This window comes from Pseudomonas cichorii, from assembly GCF_003700275.1.
Taxonomy (GTDB): domain Bacteria; phylum Pseudomonadota; class Gammaproteobacteria; order Pseudomonadales; family Pseudomonadaceae; genus Aquipseudomonas; species Aquipseudomonas cichorii_B.
On record NZ_RBRE01000094.1, the window covers coordinates 19688 to 44361 of the forward strand.

Consider the following 24674-nt stretch of genomic DNA (forward strand, 5'->3'; position numbering starts at 1 on the left):
ATGAGGGAGGACTCAAATTCCTGTCCGAAATCAACCGCTGCAACTTCCTCCCGAATCACCTCCTTTAGACGGGTTTTCGTCATCCCTCGAAAGAACTCTTTTCCTCGGCCCATTTTTTGATCCTTGGAGTTAGGCTTGTCAGGCCAACTATGTGCTTTCATTTTTTAACGGGTGGTATCAGTTTCGGCTGCTGAGTCAGGAAATGCTTAATCTCCCGGGCCAGTGGTTTCTCCAATTCCTAGAAAACTACGCCGCTGTATCGGTTGGAATTCCATTTACAGTCGCTTTCACGCCCGTACGCGGGTTTCCTTCCAGATAGATTGTGTTCAATAGCTGCTTATCTGAAATGCTAGAAAATTTCTGCATCAGGTGTCGGGCTAAACTGTCGCTTGCGGTAGTAAGGATCAAATTCATGTTCGGCATTGACGTTGCGGCGAGTCTGAAAATGTCCAGCATAGCTACGCGGTTCAGGTCATCCAGATGGGCGATCGGCTCATCTAGCAGGAAACTGCCGCCGGTACTTTTTGCTCTGGCAAGGTAGAGCGATAGCGCCAGGTCTTGCCGCTGTCCTTGGCTCAATTTTTCTTGAGCTTCCAACGGTGTGTCGTGACCTTCAGCGAGTACCATCCAGTTCAAATCGTCCCCAGAGACACTCAGCTTGTGATAGACCTCGTTGGCGTGCATCCGCGAGAACAATTCAGTCGCTGGGCCTAAAAGGGGGGATAGACTCGAAACGGTCGCGTTACGAACATGATCGCTGTATCGACCGATCGCATTGTCAGCGGCTGTTATGTGGCTTTGGCCTGCCTTGAGCTTCTCTGTAACCACCTGCTTTTCTTTGTGAAGGCTCCTCAATCTCTCGGAGTCGTCATCGACACTCAGGAGGATTTTGCACTCGCTAATTTTAAGTTCATATCCCTCCGCTCTCGCGAGTTCTCCTTCCACGCGAGTTTGTGTTGCGGCGTGCAACTCCACTGAAACTGGGAGACCGCTGTTGACTTCGTTCCATTGGCTTTGGAAACGATTTACTATTTCAGAAACCGCCGCAATGCTGGCGTTGACCTGGTGAGATTCTTGGGTTTTGGCCTGAATACTTTGGAGCTTCTCGGCCACGGAGCGGGTGAGAGCCGGTTGCTCTGCACCGTCCGACTTAAGTTGTTGCTCGAAATGCTGGGTGTAATGAATCAGGGCCTTCCGTGCAGCAGGTACCCCATCTCTTGCGTTGACTGAAGACGGCAGCTGAAAGAACTCATCAATCCTTGGCATTGCATCTGCGATTTTTTTTGCATCAAGCGCGATTCTGATACTGGTTAGCAGGTATTCAAAGCTGTTGACGTCAGAAGCTGAGAACTCAGCTTTATTCATGGTTGCTAAATAGCTTGTTTTCTCGTCAATTGACTTCAGTTTGTCGGCTACAGACTTAAGCTGGGCAGAATAATTTTCAGCTGAAGATTGCTGTAGGTTAGCGGTTTGTAATGATGAGCTCCACAGCTGCTCGGTCGCCTGAGCCGTTTCCAGGTTGCTTTTGGCCGCCTGCAACTCTGGTGTTGCAGCAGCGTAAGTAAGGTGCTCGTGCAATGCGTCAGCCGATTTCCAGTCATGGCTGCACAAGGGGCAATGACCACTCGTGAGAGCTTTCATCGCTTCATGTCCGAGAGCTCTTAGACGATCTATAACGCTTGATAAAGCGTCGAATTCGGCTTGAGCTTTTATTCTCGCTTGCTTGGCCTCATCTGCAGATTTTGATGTCTGAACGAAGTTTGCTGGTGGTAAGACAGGGTTGCGTAGCAAATCTTCTTTTCGTTGGAGGAGATCCAACAAGGTGCTCTTCTGGCTGATCAAGTATTCGAGAGCATTCAGCCATCGCTGTTGCCGGTCGGCATCCCAGCCATATTCAACGAAGTTTTGCTGCAAAAATTCGAAGGAAATATCGGGTTGAGGGAACCGCTGGACGAAGACCGGATCGGCAATGATGGTGTCCCAGCGATCCAGAATTTCGGTATTTTTTCGCGCCCAGTCAACATTAATCTTGGCTTGGCCCATTTGTGCATTGAGGGCAGAGAGCTTCTCAGCTAGTTGGCTGTGTTCATTGTTCAATTTCGCGATGGTTTCAGTAATCTCTTTCAGCAAATCCCGGTTGATTCCCAACTGCTGAAGACCGGATTCGTATCCCGCCCATCCCTCCTGCAACAAACTCAATACGGTCTTCTGACGCGTAGCCGTCTGCAGTAGCCCGGCCACCTTCAATTGAACAGTTTTGAAATCATGCAGAAGGTTTCCTGTTGACTGAGTGTCTGGAAATCCAGCTAGCACCTCCTTCAGCTTGAGAGCGACTTGGTCGCGCTCATGCCGGCTTTCAGAAAGCCTTGCTTCAAGCGCTTCGATTTCTGTCACAAGCGCCTGCAGCTTTGTCTCCAAACCTTGGGTTTTGGGAAGCTCAGTCCGGTATTCTTTTAAATTGCTGAGTGTGCTCGCAAGGTGGCCCAGCCCCAATATGTCCGCAAATATCTGTTGTCGGAGCGCCGATTCACTGTTGTCTACCAGAAGGGCCAAGGAGTTTGCGTATAGCCACCTGCAATTGCGTAGCCAGTCCCGACGTGCCTTGGTCGTTGCTTGGGTACTGCTACCGGAAACAGATGCTGGCGTGAGCATTTCGAGTAGAGCCGCGTCTCTAATCTGCCGCTTTCTGCGATCATCATGTTTCTTGATTGCGGCTTTGCCATTGGCCCGCTCTAGCTGATAGATCTCACCATTTATCTCACAGACGGCGCTTACAGAGGTGTTTCCTGATCCCCACTGACAAGAAAAATCTGTGGTTGTTGGAAGGTCGCCTACTTTATTTGTGAGCAGCCATTCTAGTGCATAGCATATGGTGCTTTTACCGGTGCCGTTGGCTGCGTGAATAATCGTTAATGGTGCGCTCAGCGGTATTCGTAGAACATCCGGCACGCCGCGAAAATTTTGGATCTCTACCGAAATAAATTTAATAGATAAGTTATTCATTCAAATCCCACTTCTTTCCATGAGTGCGTGCGAGTTCCTTTCCTTTTGATGTCGCCAGAGATGCCAGCAGATTAGTCATCTCTTGATTTTCAGGGACGAATTGAGAGTAGTCAGCTTGTTCAGAGGGTCCTGCCAAACCAAGGGGGGTGATACGTTGGCAGCGCTGCCAGCCTTCGACATCCTGGTACACGACGTGCTTCCTGACGAACCTCGTGTCTTTCTCAACGTCGATAATGAATCGCTTGAGCTCTTCATTTGAATGAGTCAGCGCTAGAACCAAGTAGCCATCCACAACGGATCCTTTTTTTTCCAGCCGTAGGAGTCCTGCGTCTAGAAACGCTTCAGCATGCTTTGTTTCTATCCAGGCTTCCTCCGCCGTAGCGCCGTCGACGCGCACAAGCAAAACAGATGCAAAAGTAGTCGACCAATACTTCAATTGAGTCGTTGGAGGAGGGCCCGGCCAGTGAGGATCGTCTATAAACGTCAAGACACCATTCTCCGGGGATGTGAACCCGGCTTCGGTTGCTCGCTCATCCAAGAGCTTAATCAGGTCACTGAGCATCTAGTGTTTTCCTGCGAGTAGATATGTCATCCATAAAATCTTCAGCGGGTATAGCCTTTGCCTTGTCATACATAGACTCGACCCCGTCGAGAGCGAAGAAGTAGACCTTATTCACCATTGCTACATCGGTGATGGAGTCTTTTCTGTTCGGTGGAGCTGAAATGTCGAAGCGCTCTGGACTGGTTTCCTCATCTTCGGTGGTCTCACCGGGCTTGGCATCCTCAACGCGACCAATGCAATTGGCGAAAACAACAAGTTGTGGATGATTGGCAGTACCTCTAGCCCATCGGTAAAGGTCGTTCGCCATATCTCTTACACCGAAATCGTCATTTGCCCACGCCAGCACGTTGTACTCGCCTTCAGCGTTGCTGAACTGCAGGTGACCTTTCGTCCCAGACTCGCTGATCCAAGCAGAGTCTTTGTGAGACTTGAGGTAGCTCAGCGCTTTCACAGCTCTCATCACATATTTTCCGGAGGAGGCCATCTCTTCTAACGTAAAATCGTTATCGGGCCTTACTCCGTACCTGGTCTGATAGGCAAAGCCCTGCGAGTCTTTAATGCTTCCTGCTTGCACGAGTGTGTCAAGCCGCTGGAATTCTTCCTTTACCACGTCAAGATAATAAGCGTCCGGCGGATGACGGTCGAAGAGTTCGTGGAACTCTAGCGCAGCTGGTTCCAGGTCATCTTCGACTACACCATCTTGCAATCTATGGCCCTTCACACGCTCCAGAGACCCATTCGCGTCCCATGTCAGCGTGAGCGTCATCCCACCACTGGTGCTCCTGCGCATGACACGGCTTGGAGGCTGTATCCCTGGTAGGCTCGAGCGGGTGCTGTGTGCTCCGTCTGAAGCTGGAAAAATCCCGGTTGCGCTGTGAATCTTCATCGCACAATTTCGCAGCTGCTCACTGTTGGCCGCCGCAACTACAACCGAAGAAGCCAGCCGTCTTGCGTGGTAATCCGGCAGAGATTTAGCGATCCCCTTGAGGTCGGAGATGTGTTGAGAGGCGAGGATCAGATTCTGTCGCCGTTGCCGATCGTCAGCTTGGCTCGCGATAATTCTCCGCAATTGAGAGTTTTTATTCTGGAGTGGATTAGTGAAATCATTTCCTAAGGTAGGCCAGACGATAAGATCCTTGAAAGCAAGCCTCAGAGAAATGTTACCTCGATCAAAGTCAGTATTATTGGGTTCGTTTTCGACCAGAACATAGCAGTTGATAAGCCCTTCGGCAGGGTCGGTTACCCAGCACCATCCCGCCCTGAATTTCTGTGCGGGTGCCGGCTTCCAAAAAGGGTCTATGGACGACATTCCGTCGGTTGCAGTCCAGTCGATCAACATAGCGCCGGTGACCTCTCCGCATCCGACTACGAATACGAGAGGATTTGGGTAGGCTTTTACAAGGGCGTTTATGTCGCTCCACTGCCCAGGAGCAGCGCCTGCCGAACCTGCCGCGAGCACTACGGGGCGGTTACCAAAAGTTTGCTCGAATATCCCCACTTCTGGAGCAAGCATGGTCTGTAGAAAAGGAATTAAATCCTTACCTTGGATGAGTCCGATATTGAGTTGATCGCCCTCACACAGCTCCCGATCAATGTACTCTGTACGGATCTTTTTCAGGTACGGTTCGTCAGCACCTGAAAGCGCTCCACCTTGAGATACTAGATAGTCACGAATGCTTTCGATAATCGCGGCGCTATCGGATTCTAGTTGGAAATAGGTACGTTTTACTGTTGGGTACTTCGTCACGAGGCTTGAAAGGCTATCTTTCTTGAAAACCGCAGTCCGTAAGTGCGGTATCCATTGCCAGACAATATTGCACAGCTCAGCTTTTGAGAGGTCTTTGAGCAGTGGGTGTTTTTTTAGGGTTTCAGACCTTGTGCGCACAGTGCCGCATTTGGTTTGGAAGGTCGCATGCAAATCATCAAAGCGCGCCTGCCCCGTGCCTTGCATAAACTCAAAAAGCTTGGTGCTGACGCTATCGGCAACTGCCACGTAATATCTAAAGGAAGTTCCCGGAGCCGAGCAGATTTGAGGTCTGATGTGGGCGTATAAAAAGAATTTACAGATCTCATAAATCAGTGCTTCGAGCTCAAGTGTTGTCTTTAAGCGCTTGCACTGAATTACGCCGACGGGATTGCCATCGTTGAACAAAATTACGTCACGCCCTTGGTCTGCGCCGTCATTTAGACGACTTACAGTGTCGAACCAGTCTTCTGAGCCAGCTTTCAGTTCAGCGCGAAAGACATCAGCGACCAAAAGCTCAAAATGAGCATCACCCATTCGTTCGAAAGGTAGCTGACCGGAGTCGAGGGTGAACAGTTCGGGAGCTTGAGTTCTGTCCCCTCGAACAGCCGCTTCGTCTTCTGGGGAGATGAATGATACTGCTTCTTCAGCCAATTTTTGCTCCTAGCATTGAGTGACTGACATTGTGCGGGAAGCGTACTTTCCTCTTGAATGTAAGTCCTGACGACCATTTCGCGAATCGCGGAGCCCAGGATCCATCCGTTGTTAGAAAAGCTGCGTAGCTCCTAAACGCTCCGACAAGGAAGCGGGGCAATGCCAAGCTGCCATCATCATAAGCCGTGCGGCGATGAGTAGCTAGAATGTCCAGACGAAGAGGGCGTGGCCAGCATTGCTGCAGTTCAATTGGTGACGTTCGGACTTTACCGTAGCAGGACTTATCTTCCACTACCCACCGCGTAACGCTCTCTAGCGCTAGGCGACCCGAAGTGGTGATCGAGCGACGGTCCTACCCGCCCCTGAAGAGGGAGCGCGATGGCAGAGTCTCATCACAGCCGCTCTCCGGGTTGGACAAGCGGTTGAGGTGGATGGCCGCAGTGGCGATTCGCTACAGCCTGGGGCACGAGCGGTTACGGTGCTTGACGACTTGGGGGATGTGAGAGTTCGAAAGCAGGTGCAGTTGTGGCTAAAGCATCGAATTGAAAAAAAATATGAGGCCGCAAAGACCGTTATTGATCGTGAAAGTACTGAGTGCAGAGGACGAAAGCTGGCAAGTACTCGCGATACAGAACGTCGTAGGGATCCAATAGCCTGCTATGGAAATTTAAGCACTGACGATATTAAGAAAAGGATTGTCGGCAGGCACAATGTTGAGCAACAACGCCGGTGTCTCGAGTAAGTAACCTTTGAGATTTGCTTTCTTCCTAGGACCTTCGACCTGACAGATCCATATGTTCAAGCCATCGTCACGTTTTCTGTGGGCCTTCAGTTTCTCAAACTGCTTCTGCACCCAACGCCATTCTTCAATCTCTTGAGTGGCACCCTGTGAGATACCAGGAAACTCCTGAGCGTAGCGTTGGAAGAGGCCGGGTGTTACTAGAAACACAGTTCCGCTTACGGTATGGATTTTTGCCTTACTGTCGTTGATGATCAACTTGTGGCTCAGGATGCCTTCCTTGACCCAATTTAGGAAAACCTGACCAGGGTTATTCGAAGGGGGATTTGAGATTTCGACAGCGCTTTCTGACGGTGCGCCACTGGCCTTGGGGTCTGCCAATTCGAACATGTTCAGCAACGTTCCTAGGTAGTCGGCATCCTCCATCGCCATAGGATCTTCCAGCGATTGGTTTTGATGCGATCCTGTTCCGCCTGCCTTGGGGGCCAGTGCAGGTGCCGGAACGTCAGTCGGGTGGTCATCGACTGCAATGCTCACTGTTCCGCTGAAAGCTTCTGGGCGGTCTTCGCTTCCCCATATCAATGCCGGTTGAATGCGCAGAAAGGTAAAGCTCTGCTGCCAGTTTCCCTGCGCGATAAGCGCGGTCCAGATGGCTTTGCCTTCTGGTGTGGACTCGACCAGCCCATGCGATTGCAGTTCGTCGAACACCGCGATGTTGGATGAGGGAATGCCCTCAATTGATTGCGACAGCAGATAGGCTCGCAGCTTGTCCGTGACCGTCTTACTGACCAGCCAGAGTGAATCTTGAGTGAGCCAACCCGCGGCACCCGGCTGGTTGAGTTTCAGTTCATGTTGAACCAGATGACGCAGCCCGCTGATGAAGTGATGTTGCAGCGAATGAATCGGCGCTTGCAGCGCCTTGCTCGGGTTACCACCTATGTTCTGTGCGGTGGAAACTCGGTCGGCCTGCATCACCAACTCACCCAGCACGCCGGCACGTTCGTACTGGCCCGCCAGGACATACAGCAGGCTGGCCCACAGTGACGGAAAGCCGCTGAGCCAGTCCAAGATAGGACGGTCGATAATTTGAGTGTATAGCAAGCCAACGGCGGCACCGTGCAGGTGATAGTCGCGACCTTTGAGGTAGCGAAAACGGTAGGGCTGATCCAGCGGACCCTGCCAAGGATGCCAAAGACGGCCATCCTGGCGTTCGACCAGCAGGTCCACGGCGATCTTGCCGATGTCATGCAGCAAAGCGCCATAAGCGATGCCGGCGGACCAGGCATCAGTCTGGGCTGCCTGGTCTTCGGGCGCGGCGCCGGTGGGCAGCAGATACGACTGACGTAGTTTCAAACTGCACGCGACCAGTTCCAGGCCATGATCGAGCATGCCGCCGAGATAAGCATGGTGGTGCGTCTCGCTGGCCGGGAGTTGCTGGACCTGTTCGGCGTAGCGATGGATCGGATTTAAATAGAGCTGGATGAATTGCGCGTGGGAGAGGGCGGTGTACTGCCAAATCCGATCAAGCAACTGACGGCGGTGCTCCGCCGCTAATAAGCTGTGGGCCGACTCAACGGGTAGGTAACCTTCGGCGACGTTGACGGTCGGTGGCGGAGGTGGCTTCTGCCTTTTGTGGCGAAACAGACTTAGCATCGTGACCTCCGGGAAGTGGCTGGGTCAGTGGCCTTTTAGCCTTTTCGGATAGCGCTCTTACCCTTGAGTGCCCATTCCCTTCCAACCCTTACCCGTCCTTTTGGCTCGTGTCCCTTTGTGCGGCAATCGTAATATGGATTCTCCTAGGCATCATTTTTTGGGGCTAGTACGGAAAAGAAAAGAATCGATACACTGCGGTGCATATTTTTTAGGTCTTGCCATGAACCTCACTGACGCCACGCTTGTGCTGCTGCTCGCGGCACGTATCCATGGGACCGACGAAGCCGTCCGGGCCTCGGCGAAGAGCGTGGTCAAGAAGTTGCCGCGCAGTAAACGTGATCTGATCTACAAGGTAATCGATAGCCGAAGTCCGCTCGAGCTGGTGGATTTTCTGGCGCAGAACCTGGATGCGGAATGACAGGCTGCGAGTGTGTGCCCATCCCTGACTCTTTGCATTAGAGCACTACGGCATGGGATTTTTCTGGGCGCATCACAGGGCCCAACTCGCGTTGGGCTCTGTGATGCGATTGCAACGGTGAGTTAACGCTCAAACTCCATCGTTCATGCATCGTGAGTCATCCATTACCATCTGCTTCAGTTGCTGCTCCAGGTTGAGTACATAATCCGAGGCGCTTCGGGCCTGACCACTGGCGCGAAAGATCGCGCGTTTGTCAGCCTTGAGCAGGCCGAGCCAGGAGTCGATGTAGCCCTCGTGCCGTAGCTCCCCCTGTATACCGGCGTAGGCACATAAAAAAGCAGCGCCCATCTCGGCGATCAACTCCTCAAACGCGTAGCCTGGCGAGCCGAACGGACAGGCTGACGTCACGCCTTCGCGCTGCAACCGAGAGTGATGCCCGGTCCAGTGCGTCAGCTCATGAAGTGCCGTGGCGTAGTACCCGCTTTCATCGTGAAATTGTGCCTTTGTCGGCAGTTGGATGAGATCCCTGATCGGATGGTAAAAGGCTTCGTCGGCAGGCCGATGAACGATGCGTGCACCTGAACTTAAAAGCAGATTTTCCGCGGCGCTGTTGGGCTGGAAGGGATCACTCTGTTCCGTCTCGAGCAGGGTGCCATTGAGCATCTCGAGCCCTTCCGTTTGCTCGATGTTGAACAGAAAATGTGTCCTGAGAATGCCGAAGTGAGCGACCTTAGGCTGACCGTTTTCATCGAGTACGGGTTGGCCTGACTCAGTCTGTTCCTCGCGCTCCCTAGGCTTGTAGAGCACAGCCAGAGTGCTGTGTTCACCCTTACGGATGTGCCCACCGGCCTTTTTAGCTTGGTTGAAGGTCAGCCAACGATCTTGAGTGAACCCCTGCAATCTGGCCTCGGCCCAGAGCAGCGGTAAATTGATGCCCGAATACGGACGTCGCGTGATGGCATTGATGGGGTAGGGTTGATGGCCGATGTAAGCGGAGCCACTTGAGGACCAGGGTTTGATCCAGGGAGCAACGCCTTGGTCTAACGCGGTAACGATCTTGTCAGTTACGTCTTGGTAGATATCGCGCATGGCAATTTCCTCGAGAGAAAAATGGAGGAACGCCTTGCCCGCCGGGGGAGGGTTCCCCGGTGGGTGATGGGCTGGATTGATGCAGGCCTGCATACCATCCGAATGTGGAGGTGGGCGCCGCCCATTGCGCTTAGCGCTGGTGTTCTCCTGCAAGCGCTATCAGTAAGGCGCCAGGCTGACCCGGTTCTTGGAGTAGGCTGAGACTCAATTGCAGCAACGGGTCGTGGTCGAATTGATCGGTTGGTTCAATGTGGACTACCTCGAACAGCACATAGGGCTTTTGTGGATAGGCCAGGTGGGCTTCGAAGGCTGCGCGCAATACTTGGCTCAACCGATCGACCTGCAGCTTCTCAGCGTGATCGGATTGCTCGAGCATTACTGCGCGCTGCCACGCGCCAGGGGTGAACACGATGGGCAACCGGAGGGTGTTCAGTGTTTCCGGTGTAAGTGAGTCGGGCATGGTATGTCTCCGTTGAAAACGCGAAGAAACCTGTCCCGTGCGGGAAAGATTTCCCCGCAGTGGGTTGAAGAAAAACAAGAAGCGTGCCTGGCGAGCGAAGCTCGGAAGGCACTTAGATGAGCAGTAGGCGTTCATCACCGTAGCAACGGTCACCGTGCGAGCCACCGAACGCTAATCGCACTTGGGAAGAACCATCATCGAAGTGACGTAGCCTTGAAGGTTCTGGCTACCTGGGAAAGTGCTGTCTATAACAGCGATCCGTACCCTGGGTTTAGCCGAGCTGTTCGCGAATAGCAACGAGATAAACCAACGCGTTAGACGAACTGAGTCTACTGAAAGCCAGCCTTGTTTTTTCGACCGGATTGACTGACAAGCGGTTAGGCTTGGAGCGCTACCGGCAAGCTTCTAAAGGGCGTGATACTAGGGTGATGATGTTCAATGAAGTTGTATGAAAATGTGGTTATCGGAAATTTTCTCTACGGGCTGGGGTTCGCTCTTGGTTCACAGCTGAGATCCGGTCAGTTACCAAGCATGGTGAACTTGCTTCAACAAACGCCAGACGATAAACGATTGGGGGATTTGCTGATGGCATTCCCTGGCACTGTGCGTTTGATCGAGTTTAAGACCGAGGCTAACAAGTCAAAAAAAGAGGCTGGTCGTCACCAGTTTCTATCTCGGATTTTTTCTGAGAAATTGGACGAATTGCCGGACCTGCTCGGTACTTCGCGGCGGGTGCATTGGTACATTGAAACTGCACCTCTTCCCAGCGTTGCACTGTCGGCACGCATTGAGCCCTATCTCGATGCATTTGGCGAAGGCGCCAGGCAAAGGCCTAAGTCAGCCGAGAGATTCCAAAATTTTATCGAGGAGCTGGCTGTTGGCATTCTGCAACGCAGGTCGGCTGAGATCACAAGGGCTGAGCGTGACTACATCGATTTGGTGCGGCTTGCACAGGGGCCAGAGGAGACCGGAACAGGCGGATTGGTGCTGGTGGCCGGCAGCGGCGGAGGTCTGCATTTCGCCGCCTTACAGGACTTGATGGATTTGAACCTGTCCCACAAACAATGGATCGAGTACAGCCAAGAGCGATATCTTTCCCTTGAGAGAGAGATGAAGCAACCAGATTACGAGATGCCCGACCTAAAAGGTCCAACTTTAGAGAGATATTGATGCCCGTAACAAGTCAAGAACAAGCGCATGATCGAAATTTTCAGGCCCTCTTTGGCGCGGCTCGCAAAGTTCTCGAAGCGGTAGAGATCGACCAGAGCAAGTCTCGACGGGCTACTGATGCGTTGCGTGAGCTGCAGGATAGCGTCGAGAAGAAGCTTGTTCGACTCGAGGCTGGCGTCAGGCAGAGTATCGAGAGTTCTGCACAGGCAACTGCGAATCAAGCCGCTGAGCTGTTGAGCAAAAGATTCACCGAGGCAGATACCGCCGCTCAGCGGGCTGCTGAACTGTACAGCAGGGCAGCAAAAAAATTGAATGGCAGGCGTTGGCTCTACTTCCTGTCGGCGCAAGCTACGATCCTTGCATTGGTAGTAGCGTCTCTCTATCTGTGGGTGCCGTCGTTAGACGAAATAAAAGCGCGTCGAGGCGAGGTGGCGAGGCTGGACGAATTAGGCAGTCGGGTTGAGTGGTCGAAATGCAATGTTGGGAATGGCCAGACGCGCGATTGCATACGCACGGACGAATCGGAGCATGCGGACTTTTTCGAAGACCGCACGAAAAAGGGTAAGACCTATCGCATACCGAAAGGTTACTAGCCGTTTACGGGGCCTATTCTTGGCGGGCTAAGATACAGGGGCTGTTTTCAACGCGCAGCCCATATCAACGCTGGCGGCGCCGTCTGAGCAAACTGATAAACGGTCAGATATGGACCGCTTTCAGTAGTAGGCTAATACCCTTGCCTCACCGTGAAAACGCTCAGAAGAGGGCGAGACCATGCCGACTCAGCAACCTGTTCAAAGTTCACGTGCCCACCGCTGGGCGTACGCCTGTGGTCTGTCGGTGAAGCGTGGTTACCGTAAGTTGAAAGCGTTTGAATCCCGCGTGGTCGAGGGTGCGGAGACGGCAGGAATGCCCGCAGGTAAATTACTTGTTCGCGGGAGTTTTCTAGTTATCAAGTTGGCAATAGCCGCCGGACTCCTTCTAGTGAGCTTATGGTTCACCGTATCGGTGATGATCCTTATTGTCTTGTGTTGGGCCATAGCCAATGGAACGCCTATCAAACCTAAGGATGCTCTTCGGTACAAAGCATATGACGACCCATATGGTGAGTATGAGTATGGCCGCGCACCCGGTCAGCCTGATTTAAAAGACCTGTAGTAGAGATTTTCACCCCTTCCTCAAGGCTTTTCCAGCAGACATCAGAGCTCCAGCACCCCTTGCACCAGCGTCCTGCGCTTGAGCTGCTCCTTTGCTAAGCATGCCGTCGGCAATTGAGCCAACGCTATATCCTGCCCAGCTCATCGCAGCCAAAAATAACATCGGAAGCACGACGAACATTGCCCCCATCACGTACTCGATTACCTGCGCGGTGACGGTCCCATCCATAAGTCCAGATGTGGGCAGCGACAACAGCACTTGATTGGAAGTCGACACTTGGTTGTACAAGGTGTCGAGCATGCTGGAGTCGACCCAGCGTGCTAACTCCCACCAGAAGCTCAGCATGTGCAGCGTGAACAGCGCGAACGTCACCGTCATGACGGTCTTTAGCTGGTAGGTGCTGACCAGCAAGATCAGCGGCAAGCTGATGATGACGCCCATGATCAGGAACGCCTGCACCATCGGCAGTGCTGCGCGCAGTGCATTCATTGCCGGGAAGTTGCTGAAGGAGCCGAGGGCCAGCCCAGTGTTGGTGGCCAGGTTATTGAGCCCCTGATTGATCGAGCCGCCACGAGCGCTGGCGCCATAGTCCTGGTACACCTGTCCGGGCGACATGGACATCGATTGTTGGCGCGGGCTGACCAGTTCGCGCAGGGTGGTATCCTCGATTTCGTGGCTTGAGCGGCCAGTCAACCAGCCTTTCAGTTGAGTCAGCAGCGAAGGGTCAACTTGCTCGATTAATCGAGCTCGCAACCCGACACCGCTGTCACTCCACCACTGTTTGCAAGTGGGGTAGCCCGCGCCGCTCCCCAGCCGTGGCAGGGAAATATCGCGGGTTTCATCGTAGGGCCAACTGACTCGTGGTGTCCGTGAGCGATCGGTGTCGTAGTAGCCTGGAGTGTCGAGAAAATAGCGTGAGCCGATCCAGGACGCATCATGACTTTGTGCCTTCTCCAACTGAGGACGGTTGGTGAACAGCCGAGAACGGGAATAGCCGTAGCAGTAGCGAGTAAAGTCGGCGACTTCCTGCAGCAATACCTGGTTATCGATGCGCGAACTGTCGATCTCCATGCGCATCTGCCGGATATCCGGTGCACAGGGGATGGAGGCAGTGGCCGCCGCGGTCACCCCTTTGCTCAAGGCGTGTACAAGAAACCACCAGATCGGCACATTGGCAGAGCGTTCGCCGATGGTGTTGAAAGTGATTCCCCAGGCGGTTTCCGCTGGCTTGGCCACACTGACACCGCAGCGTTGGCTCGCTGAATCATCGAACGCCATTGAAGCGAGGTTTAGCGGAAAGACCGGCGCGCAGCCGAACAATACGACAATGTAGGCCAGCCAAAGCCGGTTCTCAATTCGAGGCACCGAGAGTAATCCTTTATTACCTTCATCTGCGCCTTGCTGACGGGCCGACAGCCACTCTTGCAAGATAATCGCGCCGAAGGGCGCGGCGAACAGCCCGGTATCGGACATGACGCTCCAGATTCCGTTGTTGATGATCCAGGCCAGTAGGGAGAGGTAAAACTCCAAGTAACTGTTGGTGCTCATGAGCATGGTGGTGGCCTCACAATCGGGTGAGTTCTACGCAGATAAAGAGTACGAACCCAAATACCCCGATGCGCTTCACGCGTAGCCGATCCTGTGGTCGGTGTCGGTAGCGTCGAAGCAGATTCCACCAGAGCGCAAAGAGGGCGCCGTAGAGCAGGGCACGCCACCACCGTAAATAGGGCCGTACAGATTCGAATGCCTGCTGCCAGGCCTCGAAACTTCCCAGCGCAGCACGGGCGATCCATGCGATCAGTGCGGCGGTCAGGATCATCCTCGCGGCAATCCCCAGACTCGAAAGCAAAGTGACTAGCGGTGAGCGTTTCATGGCTCACTTGCGCCTGGCGTCAGCGTCATTGAGTCGACCAGGTTCGGGGTCGCCTTGCTCGACGGTACGCGAAGCATCGGCACCACCGGCATGGCGGTCGAGCACCAGGCTGGCGGTGTTGGTGGCCAGCATCTGCCGGACCTGCAGTTCGGTCTGCAGCAGGCGTATTTCGCGCTCCAGAGCGTCGATGTTTTTCGTCAAGGCGGTTTGGGCCGGCTCGGCGGAGGCGATGTTCGGTTCGTGACTGCCTGCCAGCAGCGTGCGCAGTAGCAGCAGTGCCTTGTCGAGTACACTGGACAGGGCCGTCTCGCTGGCCAGGCGTCGCGCCAGCAGATCCTGGTCAGGATCGTCGCGTAGGGCTTCGATCACGCCACGGGTCACCGGCAGCATTGGGCTTGAGGCTTTGGCTAGATTGTCAGGGGTAGGCGACTGTGAACCGGACAACAGCCCTTGCAGGGCCTTGAGGCGTTCGCTGTAGGCCTCCTGGATCAGCGGCGTCAATCCGCTGCCAGCGGTAGCACGCAGGGTTTCACAGGTGTCGCAGGTCGCGACTTCGCTCTCGCCCAACACCCGAACGGCCCAGTCGGACTCCTCTTGGGGCGAAGCCCAGGTCTGACAAATAGCCCCTCCCAGGCAATCACTGCTACTGATCGAGGCACTGTCATCCACCGTCCGGTTATGCAGCAGGTTATAGCCTGCGCGGACCACGTCGGCGGTCACCCGAATGGGCGTCTGTCCGTTACCTCCTGCCTTCGAACCGCCGACCCAGGACACCCCGTTGTTGCCGTTATGGGTCTCGGTGTTTTTCACCGCGGCCACTGCATCACCGCCGGTGTGCTCCAGATTGCTCTGCATCTCCTGGTTTGTGGCCAGCGCACCCCAGCCGGCTTGACCGACCTTGTCGGCCATCTTCTCGGCCATGGCTTGACAGGTCAGCTTGGAACGATCGAAGTCGATGCGGCCCTGCATCACCCCGTTACTCAGTAGCTCATAGAGACCGGGGTTGGCGCGCTGGATGATCAACGCCGGCAGCGACATCACCGCTTGGGTCGCGTTTTGTACGACGCTGCCCATGATCTGCTGGAAACCTTCGGTGGCACCGTTCAGCTGGTTTTGCAGGGTATTGGTGAGGCTCATGTTGCCGCACATCATGTTCGCTCGCCAGGACCCACCGACACTGAGACCGCTGGGTCGGTAGAACGAACTCGGTGAGCCGACTGCCGAGCCGCCACCGAGGGTGTACATCACCCGGTCGTCGAGCACTTCGCCTTGAGTACCCAGGCGGTAATCGCCCTCGGTGGCGGGGGCATGCGTGGCCATGCAGAGCAACAGACTCATCACGCCCAAGGAGGGTCGCGCGCGAAGCTGACTCATGAAGCACCGCCTTCGAAATCGATGCTGAACAGGAAGGTCTGTCCTTCGCGTTTGCAGCAGCTATAGGGACGCCACAGCGACCAGGCATAGCCGCCATCCGCGCTCTGGATTGGACCGCTGGGGAAGATGGCGCACGTCGGCTGAACCTGGGGGGAGAGCAATTGCCATTTGTGAGTCGAAGCGTCGTTTTCAATGATCGGGCCAGGCGGCCAGTAGCCGTCGCGTTTGGCGGGCGTGAGCGGTACATACACATGCGGTTGCCCGTTACGGGTGATTACATCGCCGGTCCGTTGCGCCATGACTGCGGCCGCCTTGAAGTCGTCAGGCTGTACCAGAAAGCCCTGACGGGGATAGACGCTGCCCCACATGTTTCCCGAAGCTTGACGACCGATTTCACGGATCCCCGGCATGAGCGACTCGGGGTAGAAACTTTCTGGGATGCCATGGCGCCAGGCCAGTGAATCCAGGGTGCTCAGGTAGTAGGGCATGAACGCAGTCGCACCGCTGGCGCAGGCATAGCCGGCTTGCGAAGCCAGTTGCGTGGCGGCCCAGCCACCGGGGTGGCCAATGCCATCGACGTTCTTGAAACGGGGCAGGTTGTCACGGTGGGTGTTCGGCGTGATCAGGTTGCCGCCACCTTCCGCACCGCTGATGGGAGAAGAGAGGGTGGCCATTTCGATCCAGGGGTTGTTGCCAGTGGTGGCGTAGCTCGAGACCACCAGTTCAGGAATGAAATGACGCACCTTGGTCGACGTTTTGACTGTGCAGCCGAAGGGCGTGCAGAGCAGCCAGAAACAAATACCGGCGACCCTGTAGGCGAGGCAATTTGGCGAAAGAACAGAGGCGGTGATGCTGCTGGTATCCAGCGCCATGCTTGGGCCGCACGCCAGCAGGATGCTCAGCGCCAAGGGCCGAAGCTTTGGGGGCGTGATTGAAGAGCAGGCAGCAGGCATGATCCAGGCTCAATTAGGTAAATAGCCAGGTCAGGTTCGGTTTCGGGCGGGAGACTGTCAGTAGATAAAATGAAGTTGGGTGTATCGATTTTGTGAGGCGTGAGACTATTATTTGACGTGAAGGAAGCTGCGCAACATATCGGGTTCCGTAAGTAGCTGATCCGTGGTGATTTCGAGAATATTGGCGAGTTTGCACAGGACCAACAGCGACGGATTGCCCGTGCATCGTTCGATCTGACTGACGTAGGTGCGATCCACCTCGGCCATGAGCGCAAGTTGCTCTTGGGTCAGGTTTTTCACGCGTCTCATCCAGCGGATGTTTTCCGACAGATGCAGACGAAGCTGTTCGTAGTCTTGAGTCATGCGCGCAAATTGCGCCTTGAGGGACTCTCAATCCACGGGATATAGTCTACATTGACATTGATCTAGGCCATTTGATGCTCATGCCTGTTATCGAGCGTTCATTTGGTTTCGTTAAGATTTTCGAAGCTGGGCCCAGCGTCTAACAATAAATCAGAAATCCAGGGTGCGTATGAACGAAAACTACCTTTCAATTCCCGCTGCGGATGGTTGTCCAAGTCTTTTGACACCTTGGGGCAGCGAGTTTGCCCCGATGATCGAACGTGGCGTGCAATGCGCTCAGGCTTGGCTTGATACGCCCGGCGAGATTCCACTGTGGTGGGCGTTGGCGCAAACCCGCAAGACCTTTCCAGTCGGTGACTGCCAAGATGCTTTTGAAGCTGGATTCCTGTTGAGGATTCAGCAGCGGCTGAGCAGTGCCCCCCAGCCCAATCAAAGCTGAGAAAAACGACGTTTAAGACGCGTTCATACACATGGCTTGAACGGCTCCCGATGTTCAGCAAGCGTTTCGGCTGCTCACGCCCCAATACCAGTGCTCGGAGAGTTGGTATTGGGTCATCGCTACCAGCGTCTAGTTCACCGCATCTTTCAGCGATTTACCGGCCTTGAAGCTGGGCGTCTTGGCCGTTGCGATCTTGATGGTGGCCCCAGTCTGAGGGTTACGGCCGTCGCGTGCCGCACGTGCTTTTACCGCGAAGGTGCCAAAACCAACCAAGGTGACGTTCTCACCGCTTTGCAACGAAGTGGATATGATAGTTGTGAGGGCTTCCAGTGCGCGCCCGGCAGTGGACTTCGGGAGGTCAGCGGAGCTCGCTATGGCCTCGATCAGATCGTTTTTATTCATGTGTGACTCCTTCCGCTGGCTGGGTGTTGACGAGTAATCTACTCAGATAATTCTTCGATATCCACTACAAAACCGCTCTCCAGCCTTCTACGGATGTAACGCTATTTGGGCTTAAAATCGGGTAGCTATGCCCCGATTCCACGGGCTTGGTCAATGCGCGCAGCTATCTGGAAAGCCGCTTCCAACTCCGAGCAACCGTTCTCCAGCATCAACCTCCAGCGGTCAGCTTTTTCCTCGGGCTCCGTCATGGCCAAGGCGAGATAGAGGCTGGGTGGTACGGCTCGAAACAGCGTTTCGAGTTTTTTCGACAGCACGACCCCCTCGGTGAATTTGCCCGGTTCCTTGCTGGCGGAGAGCAACAAGGCTTTCTGTGCCGGCGTGAGTTTCTTGAAGCGTGCGATTTCTTCGATTTCCGCGGGCGGCATGTTCAAACAAATCCACCATTCGATCATGTTGAGCATGGTCTGCGCAGCAGTGGGAAAGTCGGCAAGGTTTTGCGTCGCTAGCCAGAACCAAGCGCCGAGCTTGCGCCACATCTTCGTCCCCTTGACCACGAAGGGCGCCAGCAGTGGGTTTTTGGTGATGATATGGCCCTCGTCGGTGACCATGAGGATCGGTCGGCCCAGGTATTGGTCGCGCTCGGCGAGGTTGTTCACGGTGTTCATCAGGCTGATGTAGCTAATGGACATCTGTGCCTCATAGCCTTCGCGAGCGTAAGTGGCCAGATCGACAATGGTCACATCGCTCTCGGGCCAAGGCGTGCCCTCGCGATCGAACAGTTCACCCTCGAATCCCTGGCAAAACAGGTCGATGGACTCACCCATTTCCTGGGCGCGCTCACGACGCTTCTCGGGCAGATATTGGTCGGCGGCGACGCGCAGCAAGGCGTCGCGCACGTCGCGGGTCAGCACCTGACGGCCCGCGGTGACGCAGGTCTGCGCCGCATCGAGAATGCACTCGCGGATCAGGCTGCGATCCGCTCGACTCAGGCGCGCCTCTTCCTTGGCCTCGCCGCCGGTGATCATCAACCGGGCGGTGATTTCCAATTCGCCAAGCACATCGCGCTGGTCTTCGCGACTGGCTACCGCCTCATCGTCCAGCTCATCGATCGACAGACTCGCTACCTGATCCGGCTGCTCGACCAGGCGCCAGGCATCGGCAAAGAGCGCGAGGCTGACCGAGGCACCCGGTTTTAATTGGACCTTGTTGACCGACAGGCCCTGTGTCGCGAAGTAGTCGCCCTGCAAACCGAAGGAGTTGCCGGCCTCGACGATAAACAGGCGAGGGCGATACACCGCCATGACCTGCATCAGCAGGGTGACCAAGGTGGCCGACTTGCCGGCGCCGGTGGGACCGAATAACAGCAGATGGCCGTTCATGGCTCGGTCCAGGCGTGACAACGGATCAAAGCTCAACGGCGAACCGCCGCGGTTGAACAGGGTGATGCCCGGGTGGCCGGTGCCGGTGCTGCGGCCCCACACCGGAACCAGGTTCGCCAGGTGCTGGGCGAACATCAGCCGCGTGTACCAGTTGCGCGTGTCGCGGGCCGGGTTGTAAGCCATCGGTAGCCAACGCAGGTAACTGTTGCAGGCGGCGACTTCATCGCCTTCGCGTACCGGTTGCAGCCCCGTACCCAGCAGCGCGTTGGCCAGGCTGACCGAGCGCTGGTGCAATTGCTGCTCATCGTGACCGCGCACGTAAAATGCCAGGGTGCCCCGGTACAGCTTGTGCTGGCGGCCGATGATCGCGCGAGCCTCTTCGACATCCTGACGGGTCTGGGTCGAGGCCAGGTTTTCACCGATGGCCTTGCGGGCCAGGCGGTTCAACTGCTCCTCAAGTATATCCTGCGGTTTGACCACCAAGGTCAGACTCATCACCGTACCTTCGGGTAACTGGTCGAACAGTGCGTTCACCGCATCGCCCTTATGGGTTTCGCCGGTGAGTTGGCCAATCAAGGGTGCCCGCCGCAGTTTGTCCACCACCATCACCCGGTGGGGCTGATCGTCGAAAAACCAGAGTCCGCATTGCACATCCGAGCGCGGTTCGTTGAAGAACAGCCGCTCGGCAAAGTCGTGATCGAAGGGCAGTTCCAGCGACTCGCCATCGCCTGGCTCCGGATAGACTACGCGGCGGTAGAAATCCTCGGGTGCTTCATCGGTGAGCGTGGGGGCCGGATTGAACCAGGGCACTAACCAGGCATATAGGCCTCGGCCATCGACTCGTGTCGATTGAACCCCGCACGCCTGCAACGAAGCACCGATACGTTCGCAAGCCTGTTGCAGGGATTGCACCGGGCTGAGTCCCGTCTCCTCATCGCCAGACCCGAGCCAGCGATAAACCACCAGGCGCACCCGGCGGTTGTTGCCACGCCAGGGCAGGCGCGTCACCACCTTGTCCTCAAACAGCCCACCCGGCTTGGCGATGGCCTTCAGATGACGGCGGCTGAGTTGCAAATACGCCTCGGTGAAGACGGTGCCTCGCGCGCTGTCCTGAATATAGCCAGTGAGCCGATTGAGGTAGGGGGAGAAGTCGTTGTCATCCTGGCAGAAAAACTGCGCCACCCAAGGCGCTTGATCCCGCTCGTCAAAGCTATCCTGCAGGGCATCCTCGAGTGCATCGCGGGCCGCCATCAACCAATCGGGTTCGCGCCCTTCGGTGCCGATGGGCAGCAACTCGAACACCGCACCCACCGAGCGATTGTCATCGAGCAGAAAACACTGCTCGGTGTCGAGGTACTCGACCCAAGGCAGGTGATCGGTGAAGCTGGGGTTGTGCGCGTAGAGTGCAGCTTCATCGGCCAAGGTCGCGCGCGGGCGCAATGGGTTGCGCCAGTCTTTCCACGCGGGAGCGTGGTTACCCGAATCGCCGGCACGCACTACAAGTCTTCCTGACGTTCACCCGGCAATGCGTACTGCACCCGTTGGTAAAACGGAAAGACTGTCGAGTAACCCGGAACTGGTGCCTGCTCGGTACCACTCAAATGCGGATACACGTACAGCACTAGATCGGGATTGGGCAAGCGAGGGAACAGGTTGCGGATCTCGTTCACTGCTGTGCGAGTGTACGGTTCCTGGAGAGCAACGGAGAAATCTGCTTGAGCCAAAGGGCGGCGCAACTGCTGCCGAGCCTCCAGCAGTTGCTGCTGAGTGCCTTGCGAACCGGCGCCGTTCCAGATATCCAGCATGGTTTGCTCGCCATGGGGCAGCAGCGTGTCTTTGTCGGTGGAACACCCCGTCAGGACCCAGCACAACAAGCTAATCCAGGTCAGGCAGAGAAGCATGGTCTTTTTCATGGCGAACGCTCCGGCCCTTGGGCTCGTAGTCGATGGTGATCTCATGGTCGAGGTGCAGTGCGACCTGCGCTGCAGGTGGTACGTACACGGCAGCAAAGGCTTCGCCATACAGTTTGTTCACCCACTCGCGGACATCACTGACCCCGCCACTGAGGATCGAACTCAGTGCATTGTTGCCCGTGCTGCTGGTGACCCCGAGCGTAGTGCCGCCTGCGTTGATCACGCTGCTGTTGTTCCGCTCATTCCCGAGCAGGGCGGCGACACCGGCACCGGCGGCAGTGATCAGGCTCTGGCTGCCGAGGTATTGCTGGGCGTTCGAGCGGCGCCCGCCAGCGATGCAAGGAATGCCATACGGATCGGACAGGTAACCGAGCCCGCCACGGATCTTGTCGGTGTTCGAGCTCTGGGTGGTGGAGGCAGTGCGGCTGGCTACCGCCTTCGGCTGAGGCACCGTGCGGATGGTGCCATCGGTAAACACAAAGGTAATTGACTCGACCTGTCCGCGTACGCAGGACAGCGTCCAGTCACCGGACGCTGTGCCGCTCATCACGGCACCCGCGACGTCTGGCAGGTCGATGCCGTTGGCAGTCAGGTTCTCCGGACCAACCAGTACCTTGAAGGGATAGGGATCATTCACGGTGCCGTCCACCGGGACTCGGCCGATCAGCGCAGTCATGGCGACCGAGCCCATCAATGTCGCGTTTTCGGGAATGGTGTAGACCGGTCTCGCGCCTTCGGCACGATCGACGGATTGCGCCAGGTCGCGCTTATTGTTGGTGACCGCACCTAGCGGCTTCTGGCTGCGATCATTCGCGTTATCGTTCAAGCCTTCCAGTGAGTTGAAGGCGGTAGGCAGACTCAGTGCGGAAGAGATCTTGGTTTTGCCTCGGGCGTTGGTGGGCGGAGCATCCGAGGGCTCAATCCACTGCAGCGCATCATTGGCAGAATGCTGCCCGTCGAACTGAGCCCCGTCGCCCGGCTCAAGCCCCAATCCTATTGGCATATCCTTGCCTTTGCCGGTCAGCCCCGACAACTGGCCCTGCAATTGCGTCAGCAGACCGCGAGCCTGACGACTGTCTTGTTCCGCTTTGAGCCGGGCCTCGTTGGCTTGTCGGCGACCTTCGTCGACCTGCTGGGTCACGCTGCCAAGCGCCGTCTGGATACGCGAATCGACACTGTTTTCCCGCTCGCGCAGGCGGTTGTTTTCCGTCAACAACGAATCGTTGTGCTTCTTCAAACCGAGCATGTCGCTGCGCATGGCCTTCACTTGGCCGACCAAGGTGGCGACCGTATCGCGTGGGGTATCGCCAGCAATGCCGAGCGACTTGGCTTGCTCGGCGGATAATTGAAGATTGCCCTGATCAACTGGGTGCTCTGGAGAAGGCGTGCTGCCACCCGGGACCCAGGTTTTCAGGATGATCAGCACCACGGCCAGCAGCGCAGCCGGTACCAGCCATTTGAGCAGGGCGTTAGCTTTCATCGTCAGCCCCTCGCGCAACGGGCGGCAGCAGCACGGCTTTCTCGAGGCCGGCACCGCGAGTGACGAGGTAGGCGAGCGTGGTGTCTTCAGCGCTGCCGACAGGCCCGAGGAACGCATGCTGGAAGGCCGCGGCGAACAGGGTGGCCTGAATCTGACGCGGATCGAGTTGCACAGTCCCTGAACCACGATTGCGCAACTTCACTGCCGTCACCCAATAATCACCGAGTCGCCAGGCGGCGATAGGTGTGCTGGAAACGTTTTCGGTCGGCAACAGGGTCGGCAGTTCGGTGCGCAGCTTGAGCGGTACGCGGCGTACGCCGGGTAGGGATTCTACGGTGCGCAGCGGCGCGTACAGGCTCTGTGCGGCATAGCGCGTCAAAGCGACCGGGATCGGTGTACGTTCTGGAACAGGTACGGTACTCGATTCAGTCTCGGTAGCTTGCACCGGAACATTCTTGAGAATACGCACGGGCTCCAGTGGTTGATCACCAGGAGTGGCCGCGATATCCAGCAGGATAATCTCGCCCGTCGCGACCGATTGCAGTTGCAGGCGAGTCGGGGCAATGGCTTCCGACGCGCGCAGGTACAGCGTGCCGCCGGTGGACTGCACGCGCAGCTTGTCCGTCAGGGTTGAGGGCACGCCGACTCGAACATCCTCATCGACAAAGACCACCCGCTCCTGATTGATCACCAGCGGGACCGCGAGGGGGAGGCGTTCCCAACGCATCAACTCGACGGCCTGCGCTGCAGCTCCCCATAGCATCAGTGCGATGGTGAGCCCCAGAGTAGACATCCGCGTCATGACTCACCTCCAGGCAGGGAGATTTTTTGCGGCGTGCCCTGATAACAGTCCAGTGCCAGGCCCCACTTGTTGCGTTCGGGGTCCAGATCAAAACGCACCACGCGTAATGGATAACGCACCACCACCCGTTTCACCGGTTCGGCGGCGTAATATTCATCGGCATTGAGGTCGAGCTTGACCAGCCAGCTGTCGCGGTCGAGTTGCTTGACCCTGAGTTCCGGATCCTCACTGTAACCTCGACCCAGAATTTCGTAGACGCCACGCACCCGCTGGCGCAGTTCGCCGGCGGCCTTGCGGTACTCGTAGTCGCCGTCGAGGAAGGCCTTGCAGGCGGGTGTCAGGTAGGACTGCAAACTATAGATAGCGCGGCGATAATCCTGCTCGCCATCCGAGGGCCAACGGTTGAGCTGACCGAAGATGTACAGGGCAAAGGCATAGACATTCTCTGAGGGGATATCCCACCACTTGCGCGTGCTGCCCGAGCGCAGATCCGGGGGGACATGCACGGTCAGATCGGTCGGTGCCGAGCGCCAGCCGTACCAGAGTCCGGCACAGAGCAGGGTCAGGATCATTACCGCCAGGCGCAGACTGAAGATATGGGCCTGTTGGGCATCCACCTTGTTCCGAAATCGGCTCATGGCTGCCACCGGGACAGGGCAGGACGCAGTCGACGCGAACGGCGAACCGTCCAGGCGCCGGAGTGGACGATCAGACTGCCGCGCCCCAGGCGCCAACGGCTGGCCAGTACCCATTCGAGCTTGCGGTACAGCCAGGTCTCGGGGCGGGCTCGTTTGGCCCGCCGCAGTAGCGTGCCACCGGCCGATAGCACCACCGTCATGCCCGCGATCATGCCGGTCGGCGCCAATGCAATGGAGGCAGTGGTGATCGCCAGAGGAACGCCTGACAGCAGACCAATGACGGCGCCGGTGCCGAGCGCTACCCACATCTCATCATTGGTCAAGCCGCGCAACACGGCGGGATCACGGTTGAGTCGCTCCGGCAGAAAGACCAAGGTGCCGTCGGCAAGACGTTCGATAGTGTCGTTCATG

The 24674-nt window shown here is 56.2% G+C and carries 23 protein-coding genes; 5 read left to right on the forward strand and 18 right to left on the reverse strand.

All coding sequences use genetic code 11. The annotated features are described in order from the left end of the window. Positions 1-246: 246 nt before the first annotated feature. The 4 genes from ALQ04_RS25510 to mobH all read right to left on the reverse strand — a co-directional run bounded on the left by ALQ04_RS25510 (position 247) and on the right by mobH (position 8355). Positions 247-3003, reverse strand: coding sequence for an AAA family ATPase (locus ALQ04_RS25510; protein ID WP_122318578.1), 2757 nt, complete (start codon positions 3001-3003; stop codon positions 247-249). Further along, the gene (locus ALQ04_RS25515; RefSeq protein ID WP_054092849.1) at positions 2996-3565 is read right to left on the reverse strand and encodes a hypothetical protein; all 570 of its coding nucleotides are present in this window, start codon (positions 3563-3565) and stop codon (positions 2996-2998) included. The genes ALQ04_RS25510 and ALQ04_RS25515 overlap by 8 nt, the downstream gene beginning before the upstream one ends. Further along, positions 3555-5963 carry an ABC-three component system protein gene (locus tag ALQ04_RS25520; RefSeq protein ID WP_122318579.1) on the reverse strand — a complete coding sequence of 803 codons (2409 nt, stop codon included), beginning with the start codon at positions 5961-5963 and terminating at the stop codon, positions 3555-3557. Before ALQ04_RS25520 ends, ALQ04_RS25515 begins: the two co-directional genes overlap by 11 nt. A 667-nt stretch (positions 5964-6630) precedes the next feature. After that, positions 6631-8355 (reverse strand): MobH family relaxase, encoded by a 1725-nt coding sequence (gene mobH, locus ALQ04_RS25525; protein WP_122318580.1) that lies wholly within the window; start codon positions 8353-8355, stop codon positions 6631-6633. Positions 8356-8575: 220 nt separating this feature from the next. Between mobH and ALQ04_RS25530 the strand changes: the two genes are divergently transcribed. Further along, a complete protein-coding gene (locus ALQ04_RS25530; protein WP_007901093.1) occupies positions 8576-8773 on the forward strand; it encodes a hypothetical protein in 198 nt (65 codons plus the stop codon). Between the two features lie 129 nt (positions 8774-8902). On the opposite strand, the gene ALQ04_RS25535 is transcribed toward ALQ04_RS25530, so the two are convergent. After that, a complete protein-coding gene (locus ALQ04_RS25535) occupies positions 8903-9862 on the reverse strand; it encodes an ArdC family protein (protein WP_122318581.1) in 960 nt (319 codons plus the stop codon). A gap of 130 nt (positions 9863-9992) precedes the next feature. Beyond that, positions 9993-10322: a hypothetical protein gene (locus ALQ04_RS25540; RefSeq protein WP_122318582.1), complete on the reverse strand. Its 330-nt coding sequence runs from the start codon at positions 10320-10322 to the stop codon at positions 9993-9995. Positions 10323-10760: 438 nt separating this feature from the next. Between ALQ04_RS25540 and ALQ04_RS25545 the strand changes: the two genes are divergently transcribed. The 3 genes from ALQ04_RS25545 (at position 10761) to ALQ04_RS25555 (ending at position 12647) form a co-directional block, all read left to right on the forward strand. Further along, a complete protein-coding gene (locus tag ALQ04_RS25545) occupies positions 10761-11492 on the forward strand; it encodes a hypothetical protein (RefSeq protein WP_122318583.1) in 732 nt (243 codons plus the stop codon). Next, positions 11492-12085, forward strand: coding sequence for a hypothetical protein (locus ALQ04_RS25550; RefSeq protein ID WP_122318584.1), 594 nt, complete (start codon positions 11492-11494; stop codon positions 12083-12085). The genes ALQ04_RS25545 and ALQ04_RS25550 overlap by 1 nt, the downstream gene beginning before the upstream one ends. Positions 12086-12263: 178 nt before the next feature. Continuing rightward, positions 12264-12647: a DUF3742 family protein gene (locus ALQ04_RS25555; RefSeq protein WP_122318585.1), complete on the forward strand. Its 384-nt coding sequence runs from the start codon at positions 12264-12266 to the stop codon at positions 12645-12647. A gap of 9 nt (positions 12648-12656) precedes the next feature. On the opposite strand, the gene ALQ04_RS25560 is transcribed toward ALQ04_RS25555, so the two are convergent. The 5 genes from ALQ04_RS25560 to ALQ04_RS25580 form a co-directional block, all read right to left on the reverse strand. Beyond that, entirely contained in the window at positions 12657-14201 is a 1545-nt protein-coding gene (locus ALQ04_RS25560) for a conjugal transfer protein TraG N-terminal domain-containing protein (RefSeq protein WP_122318586.1), read from the reverse strand. 10 nt (positions 14202-14211) lie between these two features. Further along, on the reverse strand, positions 14212-14520 hold the full coding sequence (locus ALQ04_RS25565; protein WP_122318587.1) for a hypothetical protein: 309 nt from the start codon (positions 14518-14520) through the stop codon (positions 14212-14214). Between the two features lie 3 nt (positions 14521-14523). Further along, positions 14524-15894: an integrating conjugative element protein gene (locus tag ALQ04_RS25570; RefSeq protein WP_122318588.1), complete on the reverse strand. Its 1371-nt coding sequence runs from the start codon at positions 15892-15894 to the stop codon at positions 14524-14526. After that, positions 15891-16847 carry a TIGR03756 family integrating conjugative element protein gene (locus tag ALQ04_RS25575; protein WP_122318589.1) on the reverse strand — a complete coding sequence of 319 codons (957 nt, stop codon included), beginning with the start codon at positions 16845-16847 and terminating at the stop codon, positions 15891-15893. The genes ALQ04_RS25570 and ALQ04_RS25575 overlap by 4 nt, the downstream gene beginning before the upstream one ends. Before the next feature lie 108 nt (positions 16848-16955). Next, positions 16956-17210, reverse strand: coding sequence for a helix-turn-helix domain-containing protein (locus ALQ04_RS25580; RefSeq protein WP_122318590.1), 255 nt, complete (start codon positions 17208-17210; stop codon positions 16956-16958). A gap of 169 nt (positions 17211-17379) precedes the next feature. On the opposite strand from ALQ04_RS25580, the gene ALQ04_RS25585 reads away from it, so the two are divergent. Continuing rightward, positions 17380-17649 (forward strand): LasR-specific antiactivator QslA, encoded by a 270-nt coding sequence (locus ALQ04_RS25585; RefSeq protein WP_122318591.1) that lies wholly within the window; start codon positions 17380-17382, stop codon positions 17647-17649. Between the two features lie 129 nt (positions 17650-17778). Here the strand turns inward: ALQ04_RS25585 and ALQ04_RS25590 are convergent, their stop codons facing one another. From ALQ04_RS25590 to ALQ04_RS25620, 7 genes are all read right to left on the reverse strand, one after another. After that, on the reverse strand, positions 17779-18051 hold the full coding sequence (locus tag ALQ04_RS25590) for an HU family DNA-binding protein (protein WP_122318592.1): 273 nt from the start codon (positions 18049-18051) through the stop codon (positions 17779-17781). Positions 18052-18176: 125 nt separating this feature from the next. Then, positions 18177-20927 (reverse strand): conjugative transfer ATPase, encoded by a 2751-nt coding sequence (locus ALQ04_RS25595; RefSeq protein WP_122318593.1) that lies wholly within the window; start codon positions 20925-20927, stop codon positions 18177-18179. Continuing rightward, the gene (locus ALQ04_RS25600) at positions 20927-21343 is read right to left on the reverse strand and encodes a TIGR03751 family conjugal transfer lipoprotein (protein ID WP_012723189.1); all 417 of its coding nucleotides are present in this window, start codon (positions 21341-21343) and stop codon (positions 20927-20929) included. The genes ALQ04_RS25595 and ALQ04_RS25600 overlap by 1 nt, the downstream gene beginning before the upstream one ends. Beyond that, positions 21306-22823 carry a TIGR03752 family integrating conjugative element protein gene (locus ALQ04_RS25605; protein ID WP_012723190.1) on the reverse strand — a complete coding sequence of 506 codons (1518 nt, stop codon included), beginning with the start codon at positions 22821-22823 and terminating at the stop codon, positions 21306-21308. The genes ALQ04_RS25600 and ALQ04_RS25605 overlap by 38 nt, the downstream gene beginning before the upstream one ends. Continuing rightward, complete coding sequence (locus ALQ04_RS25610; protein ID WP_012723191.1) at positions 22813-23625, reverse strand: TIGR03749 family integrating conjugative element protein; 813 nt, start codon at positions 23623-23625, stop codon at positions 22813-22815. Before ALQ04_RS25610 ends, ALQ04_RS25605 begins: the two co-directional genes overlap by 11 nt. Beyond that, positions 23622-24263, reverse strand: a complete 642-nt coding sequence (locus tag ALQ04_RS25615) for a PFL_4703 family integrating conjugative element protein (RefSeq protein ID WP_043205068.1) — start codon at positions 24261-24263, stop codon at positions 23622-23624. The genes ALQ04_RS25610 and ALQ04_RS25615 overlap by 4 nt, the downstream gene beginning before the upstream one ends. Next, complete coding sequence (locus ALQ04_RS25620) at positions 24260-24673, reverse strand: TIGR03750 family conjugal transfer protein (RefSeq protein ID WP_122318594.1); 414 nt, start codon at positions 24671-24673, stop codon at positions 24260-24262. The genes ALQ04_RS25615 and ALQ04_RS25620 overlap by 4 nt, the downstream gene beginning before the upstream one ends. Between the last annotated feature and the right edge of the window lies 1 nt (position 24674).

Bases quoted from the DNA above. Each gene is read 5' to 3' on its own strand.
- ALQ04_RS25510 (WP_122318578.1), bottom strand. From the start codon at position 3,003: ATGAATAACTTATCTATTAAATTTATTTCGGTAGAGATCCAAAATTTT.
- ALQ04_RS25515 (WP_054092849.1), bottom strand. From the start codon at position 3,565: ATGCTCAGTGACCTGATTAAGCTCTTGGATGAGCGAGCAACCGAAGCC.
- mobH (WP_122318580.1), bottom strand. From the start codon at position 8,355: ATGCTAAGTCTGTTTCGCCACAAAAGGCAGAAGCCACCTCCGCCACCG.
- ALQ04_RS25530 (WP_007901093.1), top strand. From the start codon at position 8,576: ATGAACCTCACTGACGCCACGCTTGTGCTGCTGCTCGCGGCACGTATC.
- ALQ04_RS25535 (WP_122318581.1), bottom strand. From the start codon at position 9,862: ATGCGCGATATCTACCAAGACGTAACTGACAAGATCGTTACCGCGTTA.
- ALQ04_RS25540 (WP_122318582.1), bottom strand. From the start codon at position 10,322: ATGCCCGACTCACTTACACCGGAAACACTGAACACCCTCCGGTTGCCC.
- ALQ04_RS25545 (WP_122318583.1), top strand. From the start codon at position 10,761: ATGAAGTTGTATGAAAATGTGGTTATCGGAAATTTTCTCTACGGGCTG.
- ALQ04_RS25550 (WP_122318584.1), top strand. From the start codon at position 11,492: ATGCCCGTAACAAGTCAAGAACAAGCGCATGATCGAAATTTTCAGGCC.
- ALQ04_RS25555 (WP_122318585.1), top strand. From the start codon at position 12,264: ATGCCGACTCAGCAACCTGTTCAAAGTTCACGTGCCCACCGCTGGGCG.
- ALQ04_RS25560 (WP_122318586.1), bottom strand. From the start codon at position 14,201: ATGCTCATGAGCACCAACAGTTACTTGGAGTTTTACCTCTCCCTACTG.
- ALQ04_RS25565 (WP_122318587.1), bottom strand. From the start codon at position 14,520: ATGAAACGCTCACCGCTAGTCACTTTGCTTTCGAGTCTGGGGATTGCC.
- ALQ04_RS25570 (WP_122318588.1), bottom strand. From the start codon at position 15,894: ATGAGTCAGCTTCGCGCGCGACCCTCCTTGGGCGTGATGAGTCTGTTG.
- ALQ04_RS25575 (WP_122318589.1), bottom strand. From the start codon at position 16,847: ATGCCTGCTGCCTGCTCTTCAATCACGCCCCCAAAGCTTCGGCCCTTG.
- ALQ04_RS25580 (WP_122318590.1), bottom strand. From the start codon at position 17,210: ATGACTCAAGACTACGAACAGCTTCGTCTGCATCTGTCGGAAAACATC.
- ALQ04_RS25585 (WP_122318591.1), top strand. From the start codon at position 17,380: ATGAACGAAAACTACCTTTCAATTCCCGCTGCGGATGGTTGTCCAAGT.
- ALQ04_RS25590 (WP_122318592.1), bottom strand. From the start codon at position 18,051: ATGAATAAAAACGATCTGATCGAGGCCATAGCGAGCTCCGCTGACCTC.
- ALQ04_RS25600 (WP_012723189.1), bottom strand. From the start codon at position 21,343: ATGAAAAAGACCATGCTTCTCTGCCTGACCTGGATTAGCTTGTTGTGC.
- ALQ04_RS25605 (WP_012723190.1), bottom strand. From the start codon at position 22,823: ATGAAAGCTAACGCCCTGCTCAAATGGCTGGTACCGGCTGCGCTGCTG.
- ALQ04_RS25610 (WP_012723191.1), bottom strand. From the start codon at position 23,625: ATGACGCGGATGTCTACTCTGGGGCTCACCATCGCACTGATGCTATGG.
- ALQ04_RS25615 (WP_043205068.1), bottom strand. From the start codon at position 24,263: ATGAGCCGATTTCGGAACAAGGTGGATGCCCAACAGGCCCATATCTTC.
- ALQ04_RS25620 (WP_122318594.1), bottom strand. From the start codon at position 24,673: ATGAACGACACTATCGAACGTCTTGCCGACGGCACCTTGGTCTTTCTG.